The organism is Shewanella rhizosphaerae, from assembly GCF_019457655.1.
Taxonomy (GTDB): domain Bacteria; phylum Pseudomonadota; class Gammaproteobacteria; order Enterobacterales; family Shewanellaceae; genus Shewanella; species Shewanella loihica.
Window position 1 is genome coordinate 245,814 of the sequence record NZ_CP080420.1, and the last position, 15,855, is coordinate 261,668.

13 protein-coding genes are annotated in these 15,855 nt (G+C 55.7%); 4 read left to right on the plus strand and 9 right to left on the minus strand.

From position 1 onward, the window contains the following. Positions 1-100 precede the first annotated feature (100 nt). Positions 101-1,321, minus strand: coding sequence for a threonine/serine exporter family protein (locus K0I63_RS01225; protein WP_041406264.1), 1,221 nt, complete (start codon positions 1,319-1,321; stop codon positions 101-103). Positions 1,322-1,564: 243 nt separating this feature from the next. Between K0I63_RS01225 and K0I63_RS01230 the strand changes: the two genes are divergently transcribed. From K0I63_RS01230 to K0I63_RS01240, 3 genes are all read left to right on the plus strand, one after another. Continuing rightward, positions 1,565-1,960: an MAPEG family protein gene (locus K0I63_RS01230; protein ID WP_220043920.1), complete on the plus strand. Its 396-nt coding sequence runs from the start codon at positions 1,565-1,567 to the stop codon at positions 1,958-1,960. 130 nt (positions 1,961-2,090) lie between these two features. Beyond that, positions 2,091-4,376, plus strand: a complete 2,286-nt coding sequence (locus K0I63_RS01235; RefSeq protein ID WP_220082261.1) for a YgiQ family radical SAM protein — start codon at positions 2,091-2,093, stop codon at positions 4,374-4,376. 73 nt (positions 4,377-4,449) lie between these two features. Continuing rightward, positions 4,450-4,809 carry a YkvA family protein gene (locus tag K0I63_RS01240; protein WP_220082262.1) on the plus strand — a complete coding sequence of 120 codons (360 nt, stop codon included), beginning with the start codon at positions 4,450-4,452 and terminating at the stop codon, positions 4,807-4,809. 37 nt (positions 4,810-4,846) lie between these two features. Here K0I63_RS01240 and K0I63_RS01245 read toward each other — a convergent pair whose 3' ends face one another. Further along, complete coding sequence (locus K0I63_RS01245; protein ID WP_220082263.1) at positions 4,847-5,797, minus strand: cysteine hydrolase family protein; 951 nt, start codon at positions 5,795-5,797, stop codon at positions 4,847-4,849. A gap of 126 nt (positions 5,798-5,923) precedes the next feature. Between K0I63_RS01245 and K0I63_RS01250 the strand changes: the two genes are divergently transcribed. Continuing rightward, entirely contained in the window at positions 5,924-6,832 is a 909-nt protein-coding gene (locus K0I63_RS01250; protein ID WP_258406916.1) for a LysR family transcriptional regulator, read from the plus strand. 10 nt (positions 6,833-6,842) lie between these two features. Here the strand turns inward: K0I63_RS01250 and K0I63_RS01255 are convergent, their stop codons facing one another. The 7 genes from K0I63_RS01255 to K0I63_RS01285 form a co-directional block, all read right to left on the minus strand. Then, positions 6,843-8,741 carry a methyl-accepting chemotaxis protein gene (locus K0I63_RS01255; RefSeq protein WP_220082265.1) on the minus strand — a complete coding sequence of 633 codons (1,899 nt, stop codon included), beginning with the start codon at positions 8,739-8,741 and terminating at the stop codon, positions 6,843-6,845. Positions 8,742-8,816: 75 nt separating this feature from the next. Continuing rightward, the gene (locus K0I63_RS01260) at positions 8,817-9,905 is read right to left on the minus strand and encodes a porin (protein ID WP_220082266.1); all 1,089 of its coding nucleotides are present in this window, start codon (positions 9,903-9,905) and stop codon (positions 8,817-8,819) included. Between the two features lie 139 nt (positions 9,906-10,044). Next, a complete protein-coding gene (locus K0I63_RS01265; protein WP_011864046.1) occupies positions 10,045-11,025 on the minus strand; it encodes a formate dehydrogenase subunit gamma in 981 nt (326 codons plus the stop codon). Between the two features lie 64 nt (positions 11,026-11,089). After that, entirely contained in the window at positions 11,090-11,704 is a 615-nt protein-coding gene (locus tag K0I63_RS01270) for a TorD/DmsD family molecular chaperone (protein ID WP_220082267.1), read from the minus strand. Beyond that, a complete protein-coding gene (locus K0I63_RS01275; protein ID WP_011864048.1) occupies positions 11,704-12,249 on the minus strand; it encodes a 4Fe-4S dicluster domain-containing protein in 546 nt (181 codons plus the stop codon). Before K0I63_RS01275 ends, K0I63_RS01270 begins: the two co-directional genes overlap by 1 nt. Positions 12,250-12,259: 10 nt before the next feature. After that, entirely contained in the window at positions 12,260-14,473 is a 2,214-nt protein-coding gene (locus K0I63_RS01280; RefSeq protein ID WP_220082268.1) for a molybdopterin-dependent oxidoreductase, read from the minus strand. Positions 14,474-14,662: 189 nt separating this feature from the next. Continuing rightward, on the minus strand, positions 14,663-15,628 hold the full coding sequence (locus K0I63_RS01285) for a LysR family transcriptional regulator (RefSeq protein ID WP_220079635.1): 966 nt from the start codon (positions 15,626-15,628) through the stop codon (positions 14,663-14,665). Positions 15,629-15,855: the final 227 nt, after the last annotated feature.

Sequence of the window (15,855 nt, forward strand, 5' to 3'; positions counted from 1 at the left end):
ACGCTAAATAGTCAAGCGGCGAAGATAAAATAAGCTGATGATTTTACTTGCGCAAATCCTGATGCAAGCGTCTAGGCCGCATCAGGACTTGGCTGGTCAATTAGAGGGTACGACGCGGCGGTACGGCGACGTTGGCAAAGATGAGTCCGGCGATGAGCGACATGAAGATCAGGAAGATCTGCGTGCCTATATGGGACTGATTGAGCATGGTTTCGCCGAGGATCAGGGTGTTGAGGCCGATATAGGTCTTACTGCCGGGTACCAAGATCACTATCCCCTGTAGCAGGGCGATGGAGGCGGGCGACTTCATCCAGCGGGCATAGAGGTTAGAGTAGATCCCCACCGCCAGCGCGCCGAAGAAGATACCGATAGATTCCCCCAGATAGATCCCGGCCAGCATGGCGGAGAAGAAGGCGACGATACCGGCGAATATTCCCCAGGGAGAGTCTTTCAGCCTGGCCTTGAAGATGATCACCAGCGCGGCGGAGAGCAGCGGCACGGCGGACCAGATGGCCCAGCGCGGCAGAGGTTCTGGCTCGAAATAGATCGCCTCACCAAAGATAGCATTGCCTATCACCATGCCGAAAATGGCGCCGAAATAGAGCTTAAACAGCAACATGGAGGCGTCCATGATACGCGCCGTGCCCGAGATAAGATCCCGCGCCGCCAGCTCGGCCAGCCCCAGGGTGAGCGCCAGCCCGGGGATAAAGACTATGATGCCCGAGAGGATCACCACGGGGATATTGATATAAGGGTCGAAGTAGGCGATGCCACAGGCGGCTATGGCGCATAGGATGGCGGCTAAGGGCTCAAGGGTCTCGGCCATACGCTTGGAATGTTCGGCGCGGTAGACAAGGCCATAGACCATGAAGCCGAGCAGCGCCGACCAGAAGACGTCGTTCCAGCTGGTGCCCATCAACATGGCGAAGGCACCGGCAGAGGTGCCAAAGGCCAGCAGGGTTAGTAAGGGACCATAGGGATTAGGCTTGTTGGCGATCTCTTCGAGTCGCTCCAGTGCCTCGGTCAGGGTGCGCTTGCCAGACAGAACCTCTTCCACCAACTCGTCGGTACGGGCCAGGGAGCCTAGATCCAGCTCGCCAGGCTTAACGCGCGCCATATGGTTGTATTCCTGATCCGTATCGTGTTGCAACACAAAGGTCATGGAGGTTGGCGAGATCAGAAAGTAACCCTCGATACCTAAGACTTTAGAGATCGATTGCAGATGGGCCTCTAGACGGTAGGCAGGGGTACCAAACTTGTGCAGGGCTTTACCTAATTTTATGATAAATCTGCGTTTTTCAAGAAACTCTGCGTTATCCAATTGTACAGTCCATGATGGTGAAATCTGGGGGTGGTGCTCAAGCGAGCGCATCTTAACCTATCTTGTACCAAAAAGGTTAATGGCTTGGGAATTTTTTTAAATTCGGGTTAAGTTAGCCAAGGGCAGGATTTCAAGGCACTTTTCGCCGGCTTGTCCACGCTTTCAGTTAATAGGACTAAAGGCTGTTATTTGCCAGGGTTGCTGTCTGGCGTGAATTAAATTGGTGTCATTAAGGATAGAGATATGTCGGTAAGCGTTTCGGGATTTTATATTGCTCTCACGGCCATCATGGCGGTGTTTTTCACCTATCGCGTGGTGCGCCTCAGGCGCGGACTCAAGATAGGCTTGGGCTCAGGTGGCAGCGAAGAGCTACGCCTCGCCAACCGGGTACATGCCAACCTGATCGAGAACGCCCCGATGGCGCTGCTATTGTTGCTACTCGCCGAGCTTAACGGCTTGGCACCCGTCTATCTGCATGCGGCAGGTACCCTATGGCTGGTGGCGCGCATCCTACACGCCATAGGCCTGACCCAGGGGCGTGGCGGCTATCATTTCGGTCGTTTCTGGGGCGTGCTGCTCAGCTGGCTGGTGATACTGGCCCTGGCGGTGGTGAATCTGTTTTATTTCATCTTGGCATAGAAAATCGCCATTATTGCTGCTTTTTTGTTCACACTTAAGCAGGTTTCGCTGTTATACTCCGCCTCCTTTTAGTGGTCGCCGCTTGGCGACTACACTTACTCTTTGGTTTGAAAGTTAGGCAGTATCATACATGCAGGTCGAATCCACACTCTTTACCTATCCCAAGTATCTGGGCCGCAATGAAAAGCCGGCGCCCTTCTTGCCTATGTCGCGCAAGGAGATGGCCAAGCTGGGCTGGGATAGCTGTGACATCATTATCGTCACGGGTGACGCCTATGTAGATCATCCCAGCTTCGGGATGGCGGTGATCGGCCGCATGCTGGAGGCCCAGGGCTTCAGGGTCGGCATCATCTCTCAGCCAGACTGGTCGAGCAAAGAGGATTTCATGAAGTTGGGTAAGCCCAACCTCTACTTCGGTGTGACCGCGGGTAACATGGATTCGATGATCAACCGTTACACCGCCGAGCGCCGTCTGCGTCATGACGATGCCTACACGGCCGGTAACGTGGGCGGTAAGCGTCCGGATCGCGCCGTGACCGTCTATACCCAGCGCTGTAAAGAAGCCTATAAGCAGGTGCCCGTGGTGATCGGCGGTATCGAGGCCAGCCTGCGCCGCATCGCCCACTATGATTATTGGTCAGATAAGGTACGCCGCTCGGTGATCTTAGATGCCAAGGCCGATATCTTGGTTTACGGTAACGCCGAGCGCCCGCTGGTGGAGCTGTCTCATCGTCTCGCCGCCGGTGAGAGCGTCGGTGACATCCATGATGTGCGCGGCACCACAGTGATCCGTAAAGAGCCCCTGTATGGCTGGAAGGGGATGGATTCGCGTAAGCTGGATCAGCTGCACAAGATAGACCCTATTCCTAATCCTTATGGCGCCGACGACGTGGGCTGTCAGAATCTCTCCGGCCCAAGCGATACCAAGGTGTTCGATAACGACGCCCCTAAGCCAATTTCGGTGCAGCCGCCACGACCTAAGCCTTGGGAGAAGACCTATGTCTTGCTGCCAAGCTATGAGAAGGTCGCCGGCGACAAGTATCTCTATGCCCACGCCTCGCGCATTTTGCACCAGGAACAGAACCCGGGCTGTGCCCGTGCCCTGTTCCAGCCCCATGCCGAGCGTGCCATCTGGGTAAACCCACCGGCCTGGCCGCTCAATACCGACGAGATGGATGGGGTGTTCGACCTGGCCTACAAGCGTGTGCCGCATCCCGTCTATGGCAAGGAGAAGATCCCCGCCTATGACATGATCAAGACCTCGATCAACATCATGCGTGGCTGCTTCGGTGGTTGCTCCTTCTGCTCTATTACCGAGCATGAGGGCCGCATCATCCAGAGCCGCTCGCAAGATTCGATCATCAAAGAGATCAAGGACATTCAAGACAAGGTGCCAGGTTTCACCGGGGTGATCTCGGATCTCGGCGGCCCGACCGCCAACATGTATCGCCTGGGCTGTACCTCGGTGAAGGCCGAGAGTACCTGTCGTCGACTCTCCTGCGTGTTCCCCTCTATCTGCGGCCACCTGGATACCGACCATCAGGCGACAATCGATCTCTACCGCGCCGCTCGCGACGTGCCGGGCATCAAAAAGGTGCTTATCGCCTCGGGCGTGCGTTACGACCTGGCCACGGAAGACCCGCGCTACGTTAAGGAGCTGGCCAGTCACCATGTGGGCGGCTATTTGAAGATCGCCCCAGAGCATACCGAAGAAGGCCCGCTGAACAAGATGATGAAGCCGGGCATGGGCACCTATGACAAGTTCAAGGAGCTGTTCGACAAGTACTCTGCCGAGGCGGGCAAGAAGCAGTATCTGATCCCTTATTTCATCTCGGCCCACCCGGGCACCACGGATGAGGATATGGTGAATCTGGCGCTCTGGCTCAAGGGCGAGAAGTTTAAGCTGGATCAGGTGCAGAACTTCTATCCATCACCCATGGCAAATGCCACGACGATTTATCATACCGAGCTGAACTCGTTGAAAAACGTCAAGCACAGCAGTGAGACTGTTGAGGTACCTAAGGGCGGGCGTCAGCGTAAGCTGCACAAGGCGCTGCTGCGTTATCACGACCCGGCCGGTTGGCCTATGATCCGCGAAGCATTGATCAAGATGGGCAAGGAACATCTGATCGGTGGCGGGGTGAACTGTCTGGTGCCGGCGGAGACCCGCCAGGAACGTCAGGGCTATCGTGCCAAGACAGCTAACACACCTGCGGGTAAGAAGGCGGTGACCCGTTTCAGCGCTAACCAGTTCGATGAGCGTAAGGGCAATGCTCAAGGTAAGAGCAAGTCTCAGGGACAGGCGGCAGGCAAGGGCGCTTCTGGTAAGGGAAGCGCGGGCAAAGCAAGCGCTGGTAAGCCTGGCAAGCGTCCGATGAAGAACGCCTGGGGCACCACGCCTAAGCATCAACGCTAAACAACTTCTGGTCAAAACGACAAAAAAAGGGGAGTATTTAACCACTCCCCTTTTTTATTGCATGGAGCTTCTTATGAGCGACTCACATCGCGGTCAAAATGGTGATGCAGGGGTCGATGGTTACAGCGACGAGGGCTTTTGGCACAAGGTTAAGCAGTTTGCAAAGCAGGCCGGGCGCGAGGTGATCGACAATGCCTTGTGCCTCTACTATGCGGCGCAAAGGCCGGACACACCAAAGTGGGCCAAGACGGTGATCTTCGGCGCCCTGGCTTATTTCATCACGCCGCTGGACGCCATACCGGATCTCACTCCTGTGGTGGGATTCTCAGACGATCTCGGCGCCCTGGCCGCGGCGCTGGCCATGGTCAGCATGTATATCGATGACAGCGTGAAGCGTCAGGCGGCCGAGAAGCGCTCGGCTTGGTTCGACTGACGCCTCGATTTTCAGCTAGATTGACTGTTTAATTGCATTAGCCCGCCAGTCGTTCCCGAATCAGCCAGTCGTTCAGGCTGATGGCCTTGGCGCCGCCAAAGCTCAGGGAGATGAGATTCGCCGCCACTAGCTGCTGGCCGCTCAGATCCTGACTCTCCCAAGAGAGACTCGGGGCTGCAATGGCATCACTTATCACCTCACACTCGAAGCCTGCCTTGACGGCGCTGCGACACAGGGTCTGCACACAGGCCTGGGCCATGGCCCCGACGACCACTAGCTTGTCTATGCCGAGCTCAACCAGTGTCTGAGACAGAGCAGTGTCGATGAAGCTGTCCACATGATGCTTGATGATGACAGGCTCATTGCCCTTGGGCGCGACCATGTCGGCGATCTCCACACCCTGGGTGCCTGCCTGGAAGAAGCTCGCCTCGGGATCCTTGAAGATATGCTGCACATGGATCACCGGCAGTTGATTGCTGCGAAAATGATGGAGCAGCTTGGCCGCGTTGGCCGCCGCGGCCTCACAGTTATCCAGTGCGAAGCGGCCACCCTTAAAATAGTCGTTTTGCAGATCTACCAGCACCAGGGCGCTGCGCATCCGTGGCGCCAGGGGCTCGCTCAGCTGGGTCAGCACGCTAAAATCATCCTCTTCTAGATACCAGTGGCCGTCGTCGGCCAGGGTCCACAACTCCTTACTGATAAACCCGCTGGCGATGTTCATGCGCCAGTTGGCTGAGAGGATTGCCTGTTTGTCGCTGAGCACCTTGATCTCTACATTGCGATAGACCAGCTCCCCTGGATTTTGCTGGGCGAAGCCGAGCCAGAACTGGCTGATCGCCTCGATGCCATCGAAACGGCCGAAGGGAGAGACCTGCATCTGCGCCCCTGGCAGATAGCGGGCGATACAGTCGGCAAAGGCCTGACGGTTGAAATCGGCAATCCAGGCTTGGCTGGCTTGCATGACGGCTTGACGGATAGATTGACTCATGTTGGCTCCTCGTTAGCTACTCGAATTAGTCGTTGGAACTAGTTATTAGGACTAGTCGCTTGAAACTGTTGAGGCGCCAGTCTATTGTTATTTTATATTGTGATATTTAGGTCTTGGTTGATAAGAATGTTCAGAAAAAACGAACAAAAGCGGCTGGCATATCAGATGTTGGTATTCGACGAGGTGGTCAATCAGGGCTCCTTCACCGCCGCGGCCGAGGCGCTCGGTCATACCAAGTCGGCGGTGAGCCAGTATGTGAGCCAGCTGGAGCAAGATCTCGGCGTCAAGCTGCTGACCCGCAGTACCCGCCAGTTGCATCTCACCACCCAGGGGGAGGCGATGGCTCAGCGCAGCCGTCAGCTGTGGCGCCTGCTGACCGAAACCCTGGAGGTGGCCCATGACCAGCAGGCGGTGCCCGGTGGGCGCATGGCGATCACCGCGCCCCTGGCCTTCGAGGCGCCGCTGCTCACCCCCATCATTGCCGAACTCTGCCGCGAGTTTCCGCAGCTGCTGCCAGAGTTGCATTATGACGATGCCCGGCTGGATATCTTGCAGCACAACCTGGACATGGCGATCTCCGTCGGGCCACAGAAAGACAGCGGCTATCATGCGATTCCTATCGGCCGACTCGACAGCGTCCTGGTGGCCGCCCCTGGTTATATCAACCGCAGCGCCAGCATCACGGCGGAGAGTCTGCGGGGCCACAGCTTAATCGTCCTTCCCTGGCAGCGGCCTCTGGTACTGCAAGGGCAGGGTGGTTTGGTCTTCGAGGCGGCTAAGGAGATCAAGGTCAACACCTCCATCAGCGCCATCAACAGCGCTATTGCAGGTGTTGGTATTGCCCTGGTGCCCTCTATCTTTATCGAGGCTGAGCTTGCCCAGGGCAAGCTGCAGCGGGTGCTACCCGAGTACAGTGGTCCGTCGCGAGAGGTGTTTGCCATTCATGCCTACCAGCAACAGTTGCCCCTGGCGTTGCGTTTAGTAGTGGAGAGGTTGAAAGAGGCTTTCAGGCAGAAGGCCCCGGTGAGTGGTTAATGCTCGAGACTTAGTCGAGTTTGAACTGTCCCACTATCTGTTCCAGCTGCTGATTGGCGGTGGCCAGGTTAACGGTTTCGTTGCGGCTCGACTCGCCGCTGCGAGCCAGTTCGTTGGCCATGTCGCAGATGGCGCTCATGTTGCGGGTGATCTCGGCCGAGACAGAGCTTTGCTCTTCGGCGGCGGTGGCGATCTGGGTGTTCAGGTCGTTGATCTGATTAACCGAACTGCCGATGGCGTCGAGATCCGTGGCGACTCTCTCTGTGGTGCTCGCGGTTTCCAGACAAGTCTGCTTGGTGACCTCCATCGAGTGGATCGCGCTGTTAGAGGCGTCTCTGAGATTGCTTAGTGTCTCCTCAATTTCCGCCGTGCTGTCCTGGGTGCGTGCGGCAAGGGCCCGCACCTCGTCGGCCACCACAGCAAATCCTCGTCCCTGTTCGCCGGCTCGAGCGGCCTCGATGGCAGCGTTTAGGGCCAGTAGGTTGGTTTGGTCGGCGATGTCACCAATCACCTTGAGTACCTGGGTGATATTGATGGTGTCACGATCGATCTGGCCTATCTTGTCGGCGGTATGTTCCACCTCCCTAACCAGGCGGTTGACTGTCTCTGTGGCTTGAGCCACTACCTGCTTCGATGCCAGCGCCTGTTCGTTGGTGAGTTGGGTAAAGGAGGCGGTCTCGCTGCCATTTTGGGCGACGTCGTTGGCGGTGGCACTCATCTCTTCCACCGCGGCGACTATCTGCTCTGTCTCTTTGGTGTGAGCAGAGAGTATATGGCGATTGGTCTCTGTCTCCCCATTGAGTCGTTCGACACTGCCGGAGATATGGGCCGAGGCCTGTAGCACCTCGCGCATCATGGCCTGCAGGTTGGCGATAAACTGATTGATCCCCATGGAGATCTGCCCCAGATCGTCCTCGCTATGTATCTCGAGTCGTTTGGTGAGATCGCCGTTGCCCTTAGACAGTTCGGTAACCATGGCCTTGAGCGACAAGATGGGGCGATAGAGGAGGTACAGGACCCAAAGCAAGATGCTGATGGCGCACAGCAACATGACGGCGGAAGAGACGAGGGCGCTGGTAAGGGCCTGATCGACCACGGCGTAGGCGCTCGATTTATCCAGGCCGATGAAGAGGAACCACTGCTTGCCATTAACCAGGGGGATGGCTTTAGAGAAGCCCAGCTTATCGACGCCGTCGATGCGATATTCCTGCATCACCTCGTCGCTGCCGATGAGCTTCTGCTGCACCTGAGGCAGACCGAAGTCGCTGAAGCGGCTGCCACTGATCAGGGTGGGGGAGTCTGACGCCAATACCTTGCCGGTTTGATCTGTGATGAGAGCGACCGCCCCGGGATAATCGATGGCGCTGACAACATCATGAAGATAGGTGAGTTCTATGTCACCCAGGACCACGCCGTCGCCCAGGTTCTTCAGGATGGAGATCACCTTGTGGCCCGTACCGTCGTCTATGTAGATGTCGGTGACGTCCAGCTGAGTTGTGGCCTTACCCTGCTGATACCAGGGGCGGGATCTGGGATCGTACATGCCGGGGATCGCCCTGCCGTTGAGCCACTTGTCGCCGGTTTCGGTGGAGTAGGCGCTGCCGTCATCGAAGCCGAAATAGATACGGGCGACCCCGGAGAGATCTGTGGCGAGACGCGCCGTGTTGACATAGTTGTCCTGGTAACTCCCCAGACGGTAGTGCTGGGCCAGTTCATCCATGGCCTGGGCCTTGGCGCCAAACCAGGTGGCAACCTTTACCGACTCGTTACGGGTGACGCCGGTGAGTTTGTCGTTAACCCTGGCGATGGTGGCCTCTTTAATCTGGACGTAGGAGAGCCAGTTCGAGATCAACAGGCAGAGGGCGACTAAAGTGACCATGGAGGCCACGAGTGATTTCTTGAATCCCATCAATTACTAACTCCATGAGGTGTGGAATAGAAGAGGCCAGAGATGGCCTCTTCTGGAGGGAGCTTGGTCGGGTGGTTAGCCTTTCCAGTTTAAGTTGAAGTCATAGCGGAAGCCGACGGTAACGGCGCGATCGTCGTTTAGGTTGTCGTAGTTCTTATCCAGGTACTCCAGGTGTACGCGTACGTTGGCCAGCGGGTTCCATTCCAGGGTGGTGTTAAAGCCGTCATAGTCCATAGAGCTGATATCCTCGATACCGTCTTTAAACTGGAAGTAGCCCAGCTTGATCTTGTACTCATTGCTCAGTGGGTAGGCCAGGGCGGTATCTAAGGTGCTGCCGCTGCGATCGCCATGTTGCACCTGATTATCGAAGTTGTATTGCTTGTCCTGGTAGCTCGCCGCCAGGTAGAGGCCGTTATCGAAGGTATAGGCCACCACACCGCCCAGGGTCTGGTTGTCGCCGTTTACCTGGCCGTTCTCTAGGCTGTCTTGGGTAACATAACCCAGACCCAGATGCAGGGCTCCGACATCGTAACCTACACCTATGTTGACGAAATCCGCGCCTGTGTCGCCCTTATCACCGTCAAACTGGGCGCCGGCCATCCAGGTGAAGCCACCAGTGACCAGCTTGTAGGTGACGAAGTTGTCGACGAAGAAGGGACTTTCATGGTCGTAGGCATAGGGGCTGTTGCCGTGGTTGAAGATATCCACGTATTCGGCGATCAGGCTGTATTGGGCCGGACGCTGTTTACCTATGCCCACCTGGCCGTAGGGGGATGCGATGGCCACATAGGCCTGTCTCGCCTTGCCGAAGTTGCCTGAGTTGGCGATATCGACGCTCCATTCCCCTTGGGCGATGGCGCGCCAACCGTCGGCAAACTCAGTGCTGGCCTTGATGCCGACCCGAGAGAGGGCGTCTCTCACATCCCAGGTTTCATCTGTACTGTCGTCGAGGTAGCTGAGTGTCGGACGGATAGAGCCGTACAGGCTGACTTCGCTGTTCTTGAACTGTGATGGTGCGGCCTGGGTCTCTAGTTGGGCGATGCGCTGGTTGAGTGCCTCGACCTGTTCACTCAGGGGCTGCTCGGCGGCATAACCCTGAGTAGAAGCGAGTGCCATTGCGGCGGCGATCATTGAGGTGCGAAAAATAATCTTATGGTTTTTCATGGCTTTCTGCCTTCAATTGGTTTTCTTAGGCATGCGAGTCTCCCTCCTGCCATCTTGTCGATGGAGGATAGGGGCGCCGCAGGCGTTTAAAAAAAGGAAGTTAATAGGCCCATGACATCTGCCATGGGCCGGGTTTTGGTTAAACCTTGCCAGCCTTCTTCAGGTCGGCGAACCAGAGGTTGTGATGCTGTTTGGCCCAGTTTTCGTCACAGTAGCCAGAGGTCATGTTTGACATGCCGCCTTCAGACATCACGGTCGCCATGAAGATATGCACCACAGAGAAGGCGCTGATGATGACGGTTGAGGCAATATGCAATACCAGCATCAGGTTGGCCGTGTTCTTGGTGACGCCATAGGTCTCGGGGAACATCATCGCCAGGCCAGAGACCACCATGACACCGCCGAACAGGGCGAATACCCAGAACCACAGCTTCTCACCCGCGTTGGCAAAGCCCGCATCGGGATGCTGTTTCTTGCCGAAGTTGATGTAGCCGCCCAGTACGGCAAACCATTTCAAGTCATAGCTTGCGGGGAACTGCTTAGGCGCCCACATCAGGACCATAAGCACATAGCCTAGGATGAAGGGGAAGGCCATCAACTCATGTAGGCTGCTGGATAGACCCACCAGGGCTGACCAGGAACCGGCATTCATGCCAGGCTCGAAGTAGAAGCGGCCGCCGCCTAGTACTAAACCAGTAAGGATCAGCAGGATACAAGGGATGGCACCCAGCCAGTGCACGCTGACGCTAAGGCCAGACCAACGCTTGATCAGCTTACCCGAGAAGCCATGGTCCAGCTTGGATACGCCGTTCACCACCACAAATAGGATGAAGAGGGCGGTTACGCCAAACAGACTGGCAAACAGGGCGAAGGCGATGGTATCGGTTGCGCCCAGGTAGCCCAGCAGTGACTCGTCGGCCTGCTGTGGAATCGACGCCGGCATCAGCAGCTCAGGCTGAGTCGGCAGGCCACGGATCTCAGGAATATCACCAGAGATGGCGTGCTCCTGAATGGTTTGCCACTGCTGCGGCTGCAGGGTGGCTGTCTCTTCGGCCAGTGCATAACTGGATGCAAACAGACCGAGCACAATAAGGCTTAACCATCTTATTGCTTTACTCATTGAAAACTCCTTGCGACATCGCTGGTCGCGTTGGAATCTGCCTGTAGCTAGGCAGACTCGTCGATCATTCGGCGCCGTCTAGGCTGGGCGCCGCTTGAATTTGTTGATTGATAAACTGCAGTAGCTCGTGAGCCAATAGCGGCCAGAAAGGCTGTTTCGCATGTTTGGCAATGCCCTCACAGAAGGGGGTTATCCAACGCCCGAGATGGGTTTGGAGAAACTCCGCCGCGAGTTCATTGAGCGCCTCAACATGCTCGCTGTTTTCCAGCGCTTGTTGCTCGGCGGCCATGGCGTGCAGGCAATAGAGGAACTCGAGTTCGTTACCGATAAAGTCGGCCGGCTCGTTGAAGCTATCGTCGATGACCAGACCAATTTGTTGGTAGAACTCGGCCACCCTGACGGTTTCCTCGGTGAAGATCTGATGATTGCCACTGAGGTAAACCGATTCATAGGGGGCGACTAACAGCTTGTATGGCCCGATACACATGCGATTAAAATCAAACTCCAATTCGGATGCGTCGTCACTGAACTTGCGTGCCTCTATGAGTAGCGGACTGTCTGGTGATTCCTGCTCCAGATAGGCGATTAAGCCTGCGAGAACCTGAGTATCCGAGGGCGCGAACATCATAGATTTGAAGGCATGGTAAGCCATTGCCGTTGGGCCATATTCTGCTGTCATTATGCGCGTTCCTTAATGATCACTAGGTTAGGTTTGGTGATGCAATCGCCATAGCCTATGCCTTGTTTGCTTGCCGATGGACGCTTGAGCACTTCTTGCAGATTGCCGACATCCAGGCACTCTACCGGGCAGCCACTCACACACGCGGGTTTCATGCCGCGGTCCAGCAGCTCCACACACATGTTGCACTTGTCTGCCTTGCCGTCGTCCTCGCGGATGCTGACGGCCGCGTAAGGACAGGCGCTGGCACACAGGCCACAACCGGTACACTTCTCACGGTCCAGCACCACGATACCGTCATCGCGCACATGGTAGGCTTTCGCCGGGCAGACCATGAGACAAGCGGGGTTTTCGCAGTGCATGCATGAGTGGGACAACCAGACATCGATAGCGCCATCGTCACGCTTCACTTCATAGCGATCGACTTTACGGAATCTATGGTTCTCGGGCAGTTCATTGTGGATCTGGCAGGCAACGGTACAGGCACCGCAACCGACACAGTTCTCTTGTCTGAACACAAAGCCCACTTTCTTATTTAACGACATCGTTTACTCCTTAGGCTTTGGCAATCGCGACGCGAGTGGAATGATACGCAGAGCATCCACCCATATCGGTCAAGGTGTCGGTGGTGAGGTTGTTGGTACAGCTGTCTTTGCCCTGTGGGTCCATGCGACGCCAGTTATTCTTCGGCGCCATAACTGTTCCTCTGACCACCTGGGTAGAAACCTGAGCGATAAAGTGGGCCTCACCACGTTGGTTGCTGAGCCTTACCCTGTCGTTGTTCTGAATGCCCAACTCTTTGGCATCTTCGGCGTTGATCTTGGCGAAGTAGGCCGGGAAGTTACGAATGTACTTCACGTTGTAGAAAGAGCTGTTGGCACGCTGCGGAATGGCAGGAGACAGCAGACGGAACGGCAGTGTCTTCTCTTCCTTCACCATCTCATCTTCCGGCAGGCCGAAGTCGATCACTGGGTGGTAGCCGGCTTCTTTCATCATCTCCGAGTAGAATTCGATCTTGCCGCTTGGCGTCTTATATTTGCCGTCGCCGAAGTAAGGGCGTTGGTCATAGACGGTGACAAACTTGTCGCGAATGATCTGCTCATAGGTGATGTTGTTGTGTCTGAAGGCGGGTTCCTCAGTGTCGAGGAAGTCACGCAAGATCTGCTCATAGTCCACACGCATCTCAGGGAAGCGGTCTAGCCCCATGCGGGCGCCCAGCTCCTTGAAGAAGATCCAGTTGTCTTTCGACTCGCCGAGTGGCTCGATCACCTTCTCAGAGGTCTGCATGTGATAGCAGTTGTAGTCGGTACCCATGTCTGGGAACTCAAACTGGGTCGCTGCCGGTACGATAATATCGGCCAGCTCTGCGGTGTCTGTCATCAGGAAGTCGTGAACCACCAGGAAGAGGTCATCACGCATCGCGCCGCGGCGACAGGCATTCGAGTCCGGTGCAACCGAGACGAAGTTACCGTTGTAGTTGATCACCGCCTTAATCGGTTTGATCGGCTTGCCATAGGCCATTGGATTCTCTGGGTCGAGCGCCTTGGCGATCTCCGTCATGTTGACGTGGCCAACTGTGTCTGGGTTCGGGTGGATATGATCCGCACGGCCCTTGCTGTAGTTCAGGCTGTCATCGGCCTGGGTGTTGTCATAGATGAAGCCGTTACCTATCTTGCCGTACTGGCCGGCAACCGCGTGCATCATGGCGATGGCGCGAGACATACGGGCGCCGTTGTAGTTACGCTGCATACCGTAACCCAGACGCAGTACAGACAGCTCTGACTCGCCATAGACGCGGGCGAATTCGAACATCTTGGCCTTAGGCACGCCGGTGACACGCTCGATCTCTTCGTAGCTCATGGTGTTCAGGCGCTCGAGCAGCTGGTCATAGCCAAGGGTGTTGGCCTTGATGAACTCGAGATCCGCTAGGTCATGCTCTACCAGGTACTTCATGATACCTGTCGCTAGGTGGGTGTCGGTACTCGGCTTAGGCTGCAACCAGATATCGGCCTGAGAGGCGATAGGGGTGCGCACTGGGTTAACCACCAACAGCTTGGCACCTCGGTCACGGGCCTGGTTGATGAACTTGATGCCGTGCACGTTGGTGGCCGTCTCGTTTTGGCCCCAAGAGATGTAGCAGTTGGTGTAGATGTTGTCGTATGGATCCGGGCCCTGGTAGGTACCAGTTACCGACTTCAAGCCTTCATAGGCGGCGAACACACACACCTTACGGTCGAGCTTGCGGGCACCTACGGCGTTGAAGAAGCGGCTAGGTCCGCCGTATTTACCGATAACCCCTTCGTGGCCCGAGTAGCTGTAGGGCAGGATAGAGTCGGCGCCGTGATCTTTGATGATCTGCTGCAGACGGCTGGCTATTTTGTCATAGGCCTCATCCCAGGAGATGCGGCGCCATTTGCCTTCGCCCTTCTTGCCCGCGCGCTCCATCGGGTGCAGGATACGGTCGGCGGCATAGGTGTATTGCACATAGGCATGGCCCTTCACGCAGGGAGAGGTGCCCATCTTCTTCAGCTCTGAAGCACCTTCCACGTAGGTCATGCGGCCGTTTTGTACCGTGAACTTCAACAGACAGCGGTCGGCGCAGTTACGTTGGCAGGTGTGGTACTTAATTTCTCCTTGGCGTTTCAAGAGTTTGTCGGGCGCGCCGCCTTTTTCGCCGGCACTGGCTATGCCGGGCATAAGACCGGATAGCGAGCCGACGACGGAGCTGGCTCCGACACCTTGCAAGAAGGTGCGTCTGTTCATTTTCATAAGTGTTCCCCATCTTGATGCGTCTTAAGACGCTTTTTACAGACATTGCTCAAATGTTTGTGAGTCAAAGACTCGCTGCATACCTGTTTTGTTATCGTTTTTCGATTTAAAAAGATGGCAAGACCAGCTGCGAAAGGGGTATGCAAGAGTGCCTCTGGTAGCTTGTCGGTCTCACCATCAAAATCCTTGTCAGCGTTCTGCCGCCCTGCGCCAGGCGCTTTCCAGGCCGCAGATGAGCTTAGACTTCACCCAGTTGAAGGCGGCCGACTGATTGACGTTGCCATATAAGAGGTAATTGCCTATCTCGCGGTTTTCCCGGCGACGAATACGGCAACGCTTGGCCAGCTCTTCGGGCAGCTTGACCCACTGCACAGCGGGCAACATGTCGACGAACTGGCGGGTAAATTCGTTGCAAACTAAGGTTATGGCGTCAGACTCGCTCAGCAGGCGCATGGCGGTGGCCACGCTGTCGGTATAGCCGTCGACCTCCATGCACAGCTCCTCTTCGCGGCAGAGGTTTACCAGCAGTGGGCAGCTCAGGTCGTCATAGTTGTCTATCTCAAGGCAGGCATATTGGGTGATGTTGTCCAGGGTGAGTTCCTGCTTGAGGATCGGATGGCCGCTGCGCGCCAGGATGTAGAGATTGTCGGTGGCGGAAAACATCTCGGCGTTGAGGTTCTTACCGTTGAAGCCTTCATAGACCACCACGAAGTCGACATCGCCATTGGCGAGATCGCTGCTGCAGTCATGGGTCAGCACCCTGACATCAAACTTCATGTTGGGCGCCTCGGTGAGGATCTCGTTGCGGATCACCTGTTGTACTGGGTAGATGAACTCATCGTAGGCGTGAATAACATATTGGCCGCCCGATTCAGCCGGGGTAAATACCGAGTGCTGCATCTCGAGCTTTTGATAGTGGGCCACCAATTCTCTGGCCATAGGGATCAGTTGGTGGGTCTTCTCCGTCGCGACGAAACCGGAACAGCGACGAATAAAGAGTGAGTCTTTAAATATGTCTCTTAAGATCTTTAGGGTGCGGCTCACACCTGAAGGCGTAATACCCAGTTCATTGGCAGCCTGATGACTCTGCCCGTGTTCATAGACGGCGATGAACACTTTTAATTGATTGTAATTAAGTTGGTCAATCTTATTCATGGTTGTGAACTGGGTAAATATATTGAGTTATTATCATCTATATATATCTACACACGTTCAGTGTTGAAAGTCACACTTTTAATATGGCCATTATTTAAAGTTTGCATTACTTCTCATGTTTTAATATCTGCATTTTGCAAAATGCGATATTTAAAATTTGCAGGCTTTATATATCTTTCAGGCTAACTGGTACGAACGAACAACTTGTAGGCGGGCTATAGGCTAGG

Excerpts from the sequence above, each read along its gene's own strand:
- K0I63_RS01230 (WP_220043920.1), top strand. The coding sequence starts at position 1,565 with ATGTCGGTAAGCGTTTCGGGATTTTATATTGCTCTCACGGCCATCATG.
- K0I63_RS01235 (WP_220082261.1), top strand. The coding sequence starts at position 2,091 with ATGCAGGTCGAATCCACACTCTTTACCTATCCCAAGTATCTGGGCCGC.
- K0I63_RS01240 (WP_220082262.1), top strand. The coding sequence starts at position 4,450 with ATGAGCGACTCACATCGCGGTCAAAATGGTGATGCAGGGGTCGATGGT.
- K0I63_RS01245 (WP_220082263.1), bottom strand. The coding sequence starts at position 5,797 with ATGAGTCAATCTATCCGTCAAGCCGTCATGCAAGCCAGCCAAGCCTGG.
- K0I63_RS01250 (WP_258406916.1), top strand. The coding sequence starts at position 5,924 with ATGTTCAGAAAAAACGAACAAAAGCGGCTGGCATATCAGATGTTGGTA.
- K0I63_RS01255 (WP_220082265.1), bottom strand. The coding sequence starts at position 8,741 with ATGGGATTCAAGAAATCACTCGTGGCCTCCATGGTCACTTTAGTCGCC.
- K0I63_RS01260 (WP_220082266.1), bottom strand. The coding sequence starts at position 9,905 with ATGAAAAACCATAAGATTATTTTTCGCACCTCAATGATCGCCGCCGCA.
- K0I63_RS01265 (WP_011864046.1), bottom strand. The coding sequence starts at position 11,025 with ATGAGTAAAGCAATAAGATGGTTAAGCCTTATTGTGCTCGGTCTGTTT.
- K0I63_RS01270 (WP_220082267.1), bottom strand. The coding sequence starts at position 11,704 with ATGACAGCAGAATATGGCCCAACGGCAATGGCTTACCATGCCTTCAAA.
- K0I63_RS01275 (WP_011864048.1), bottom strand. The coding sequence starts at position 12,249 with ATGTCGTTAAATAAGAAAGTGGGCTTTGTGTTCAGACAAGAGAACTGT.
- K0I63_RS01280 (WP_220082268.1), bottom strand. The coding sequence starts at position 14,473 with ATGAAAATGAACAGACGCACCTTCTTGCAAGGTGTCGGAGCCAGCTCC.
- K0I63_RS01285 (WP_220079635.1), bottom strand. The coding sequence starts at position 15,628 with ATGAATAAGATTGACCAACTTAATTACAATCAATTAAAAGTGTTCATC.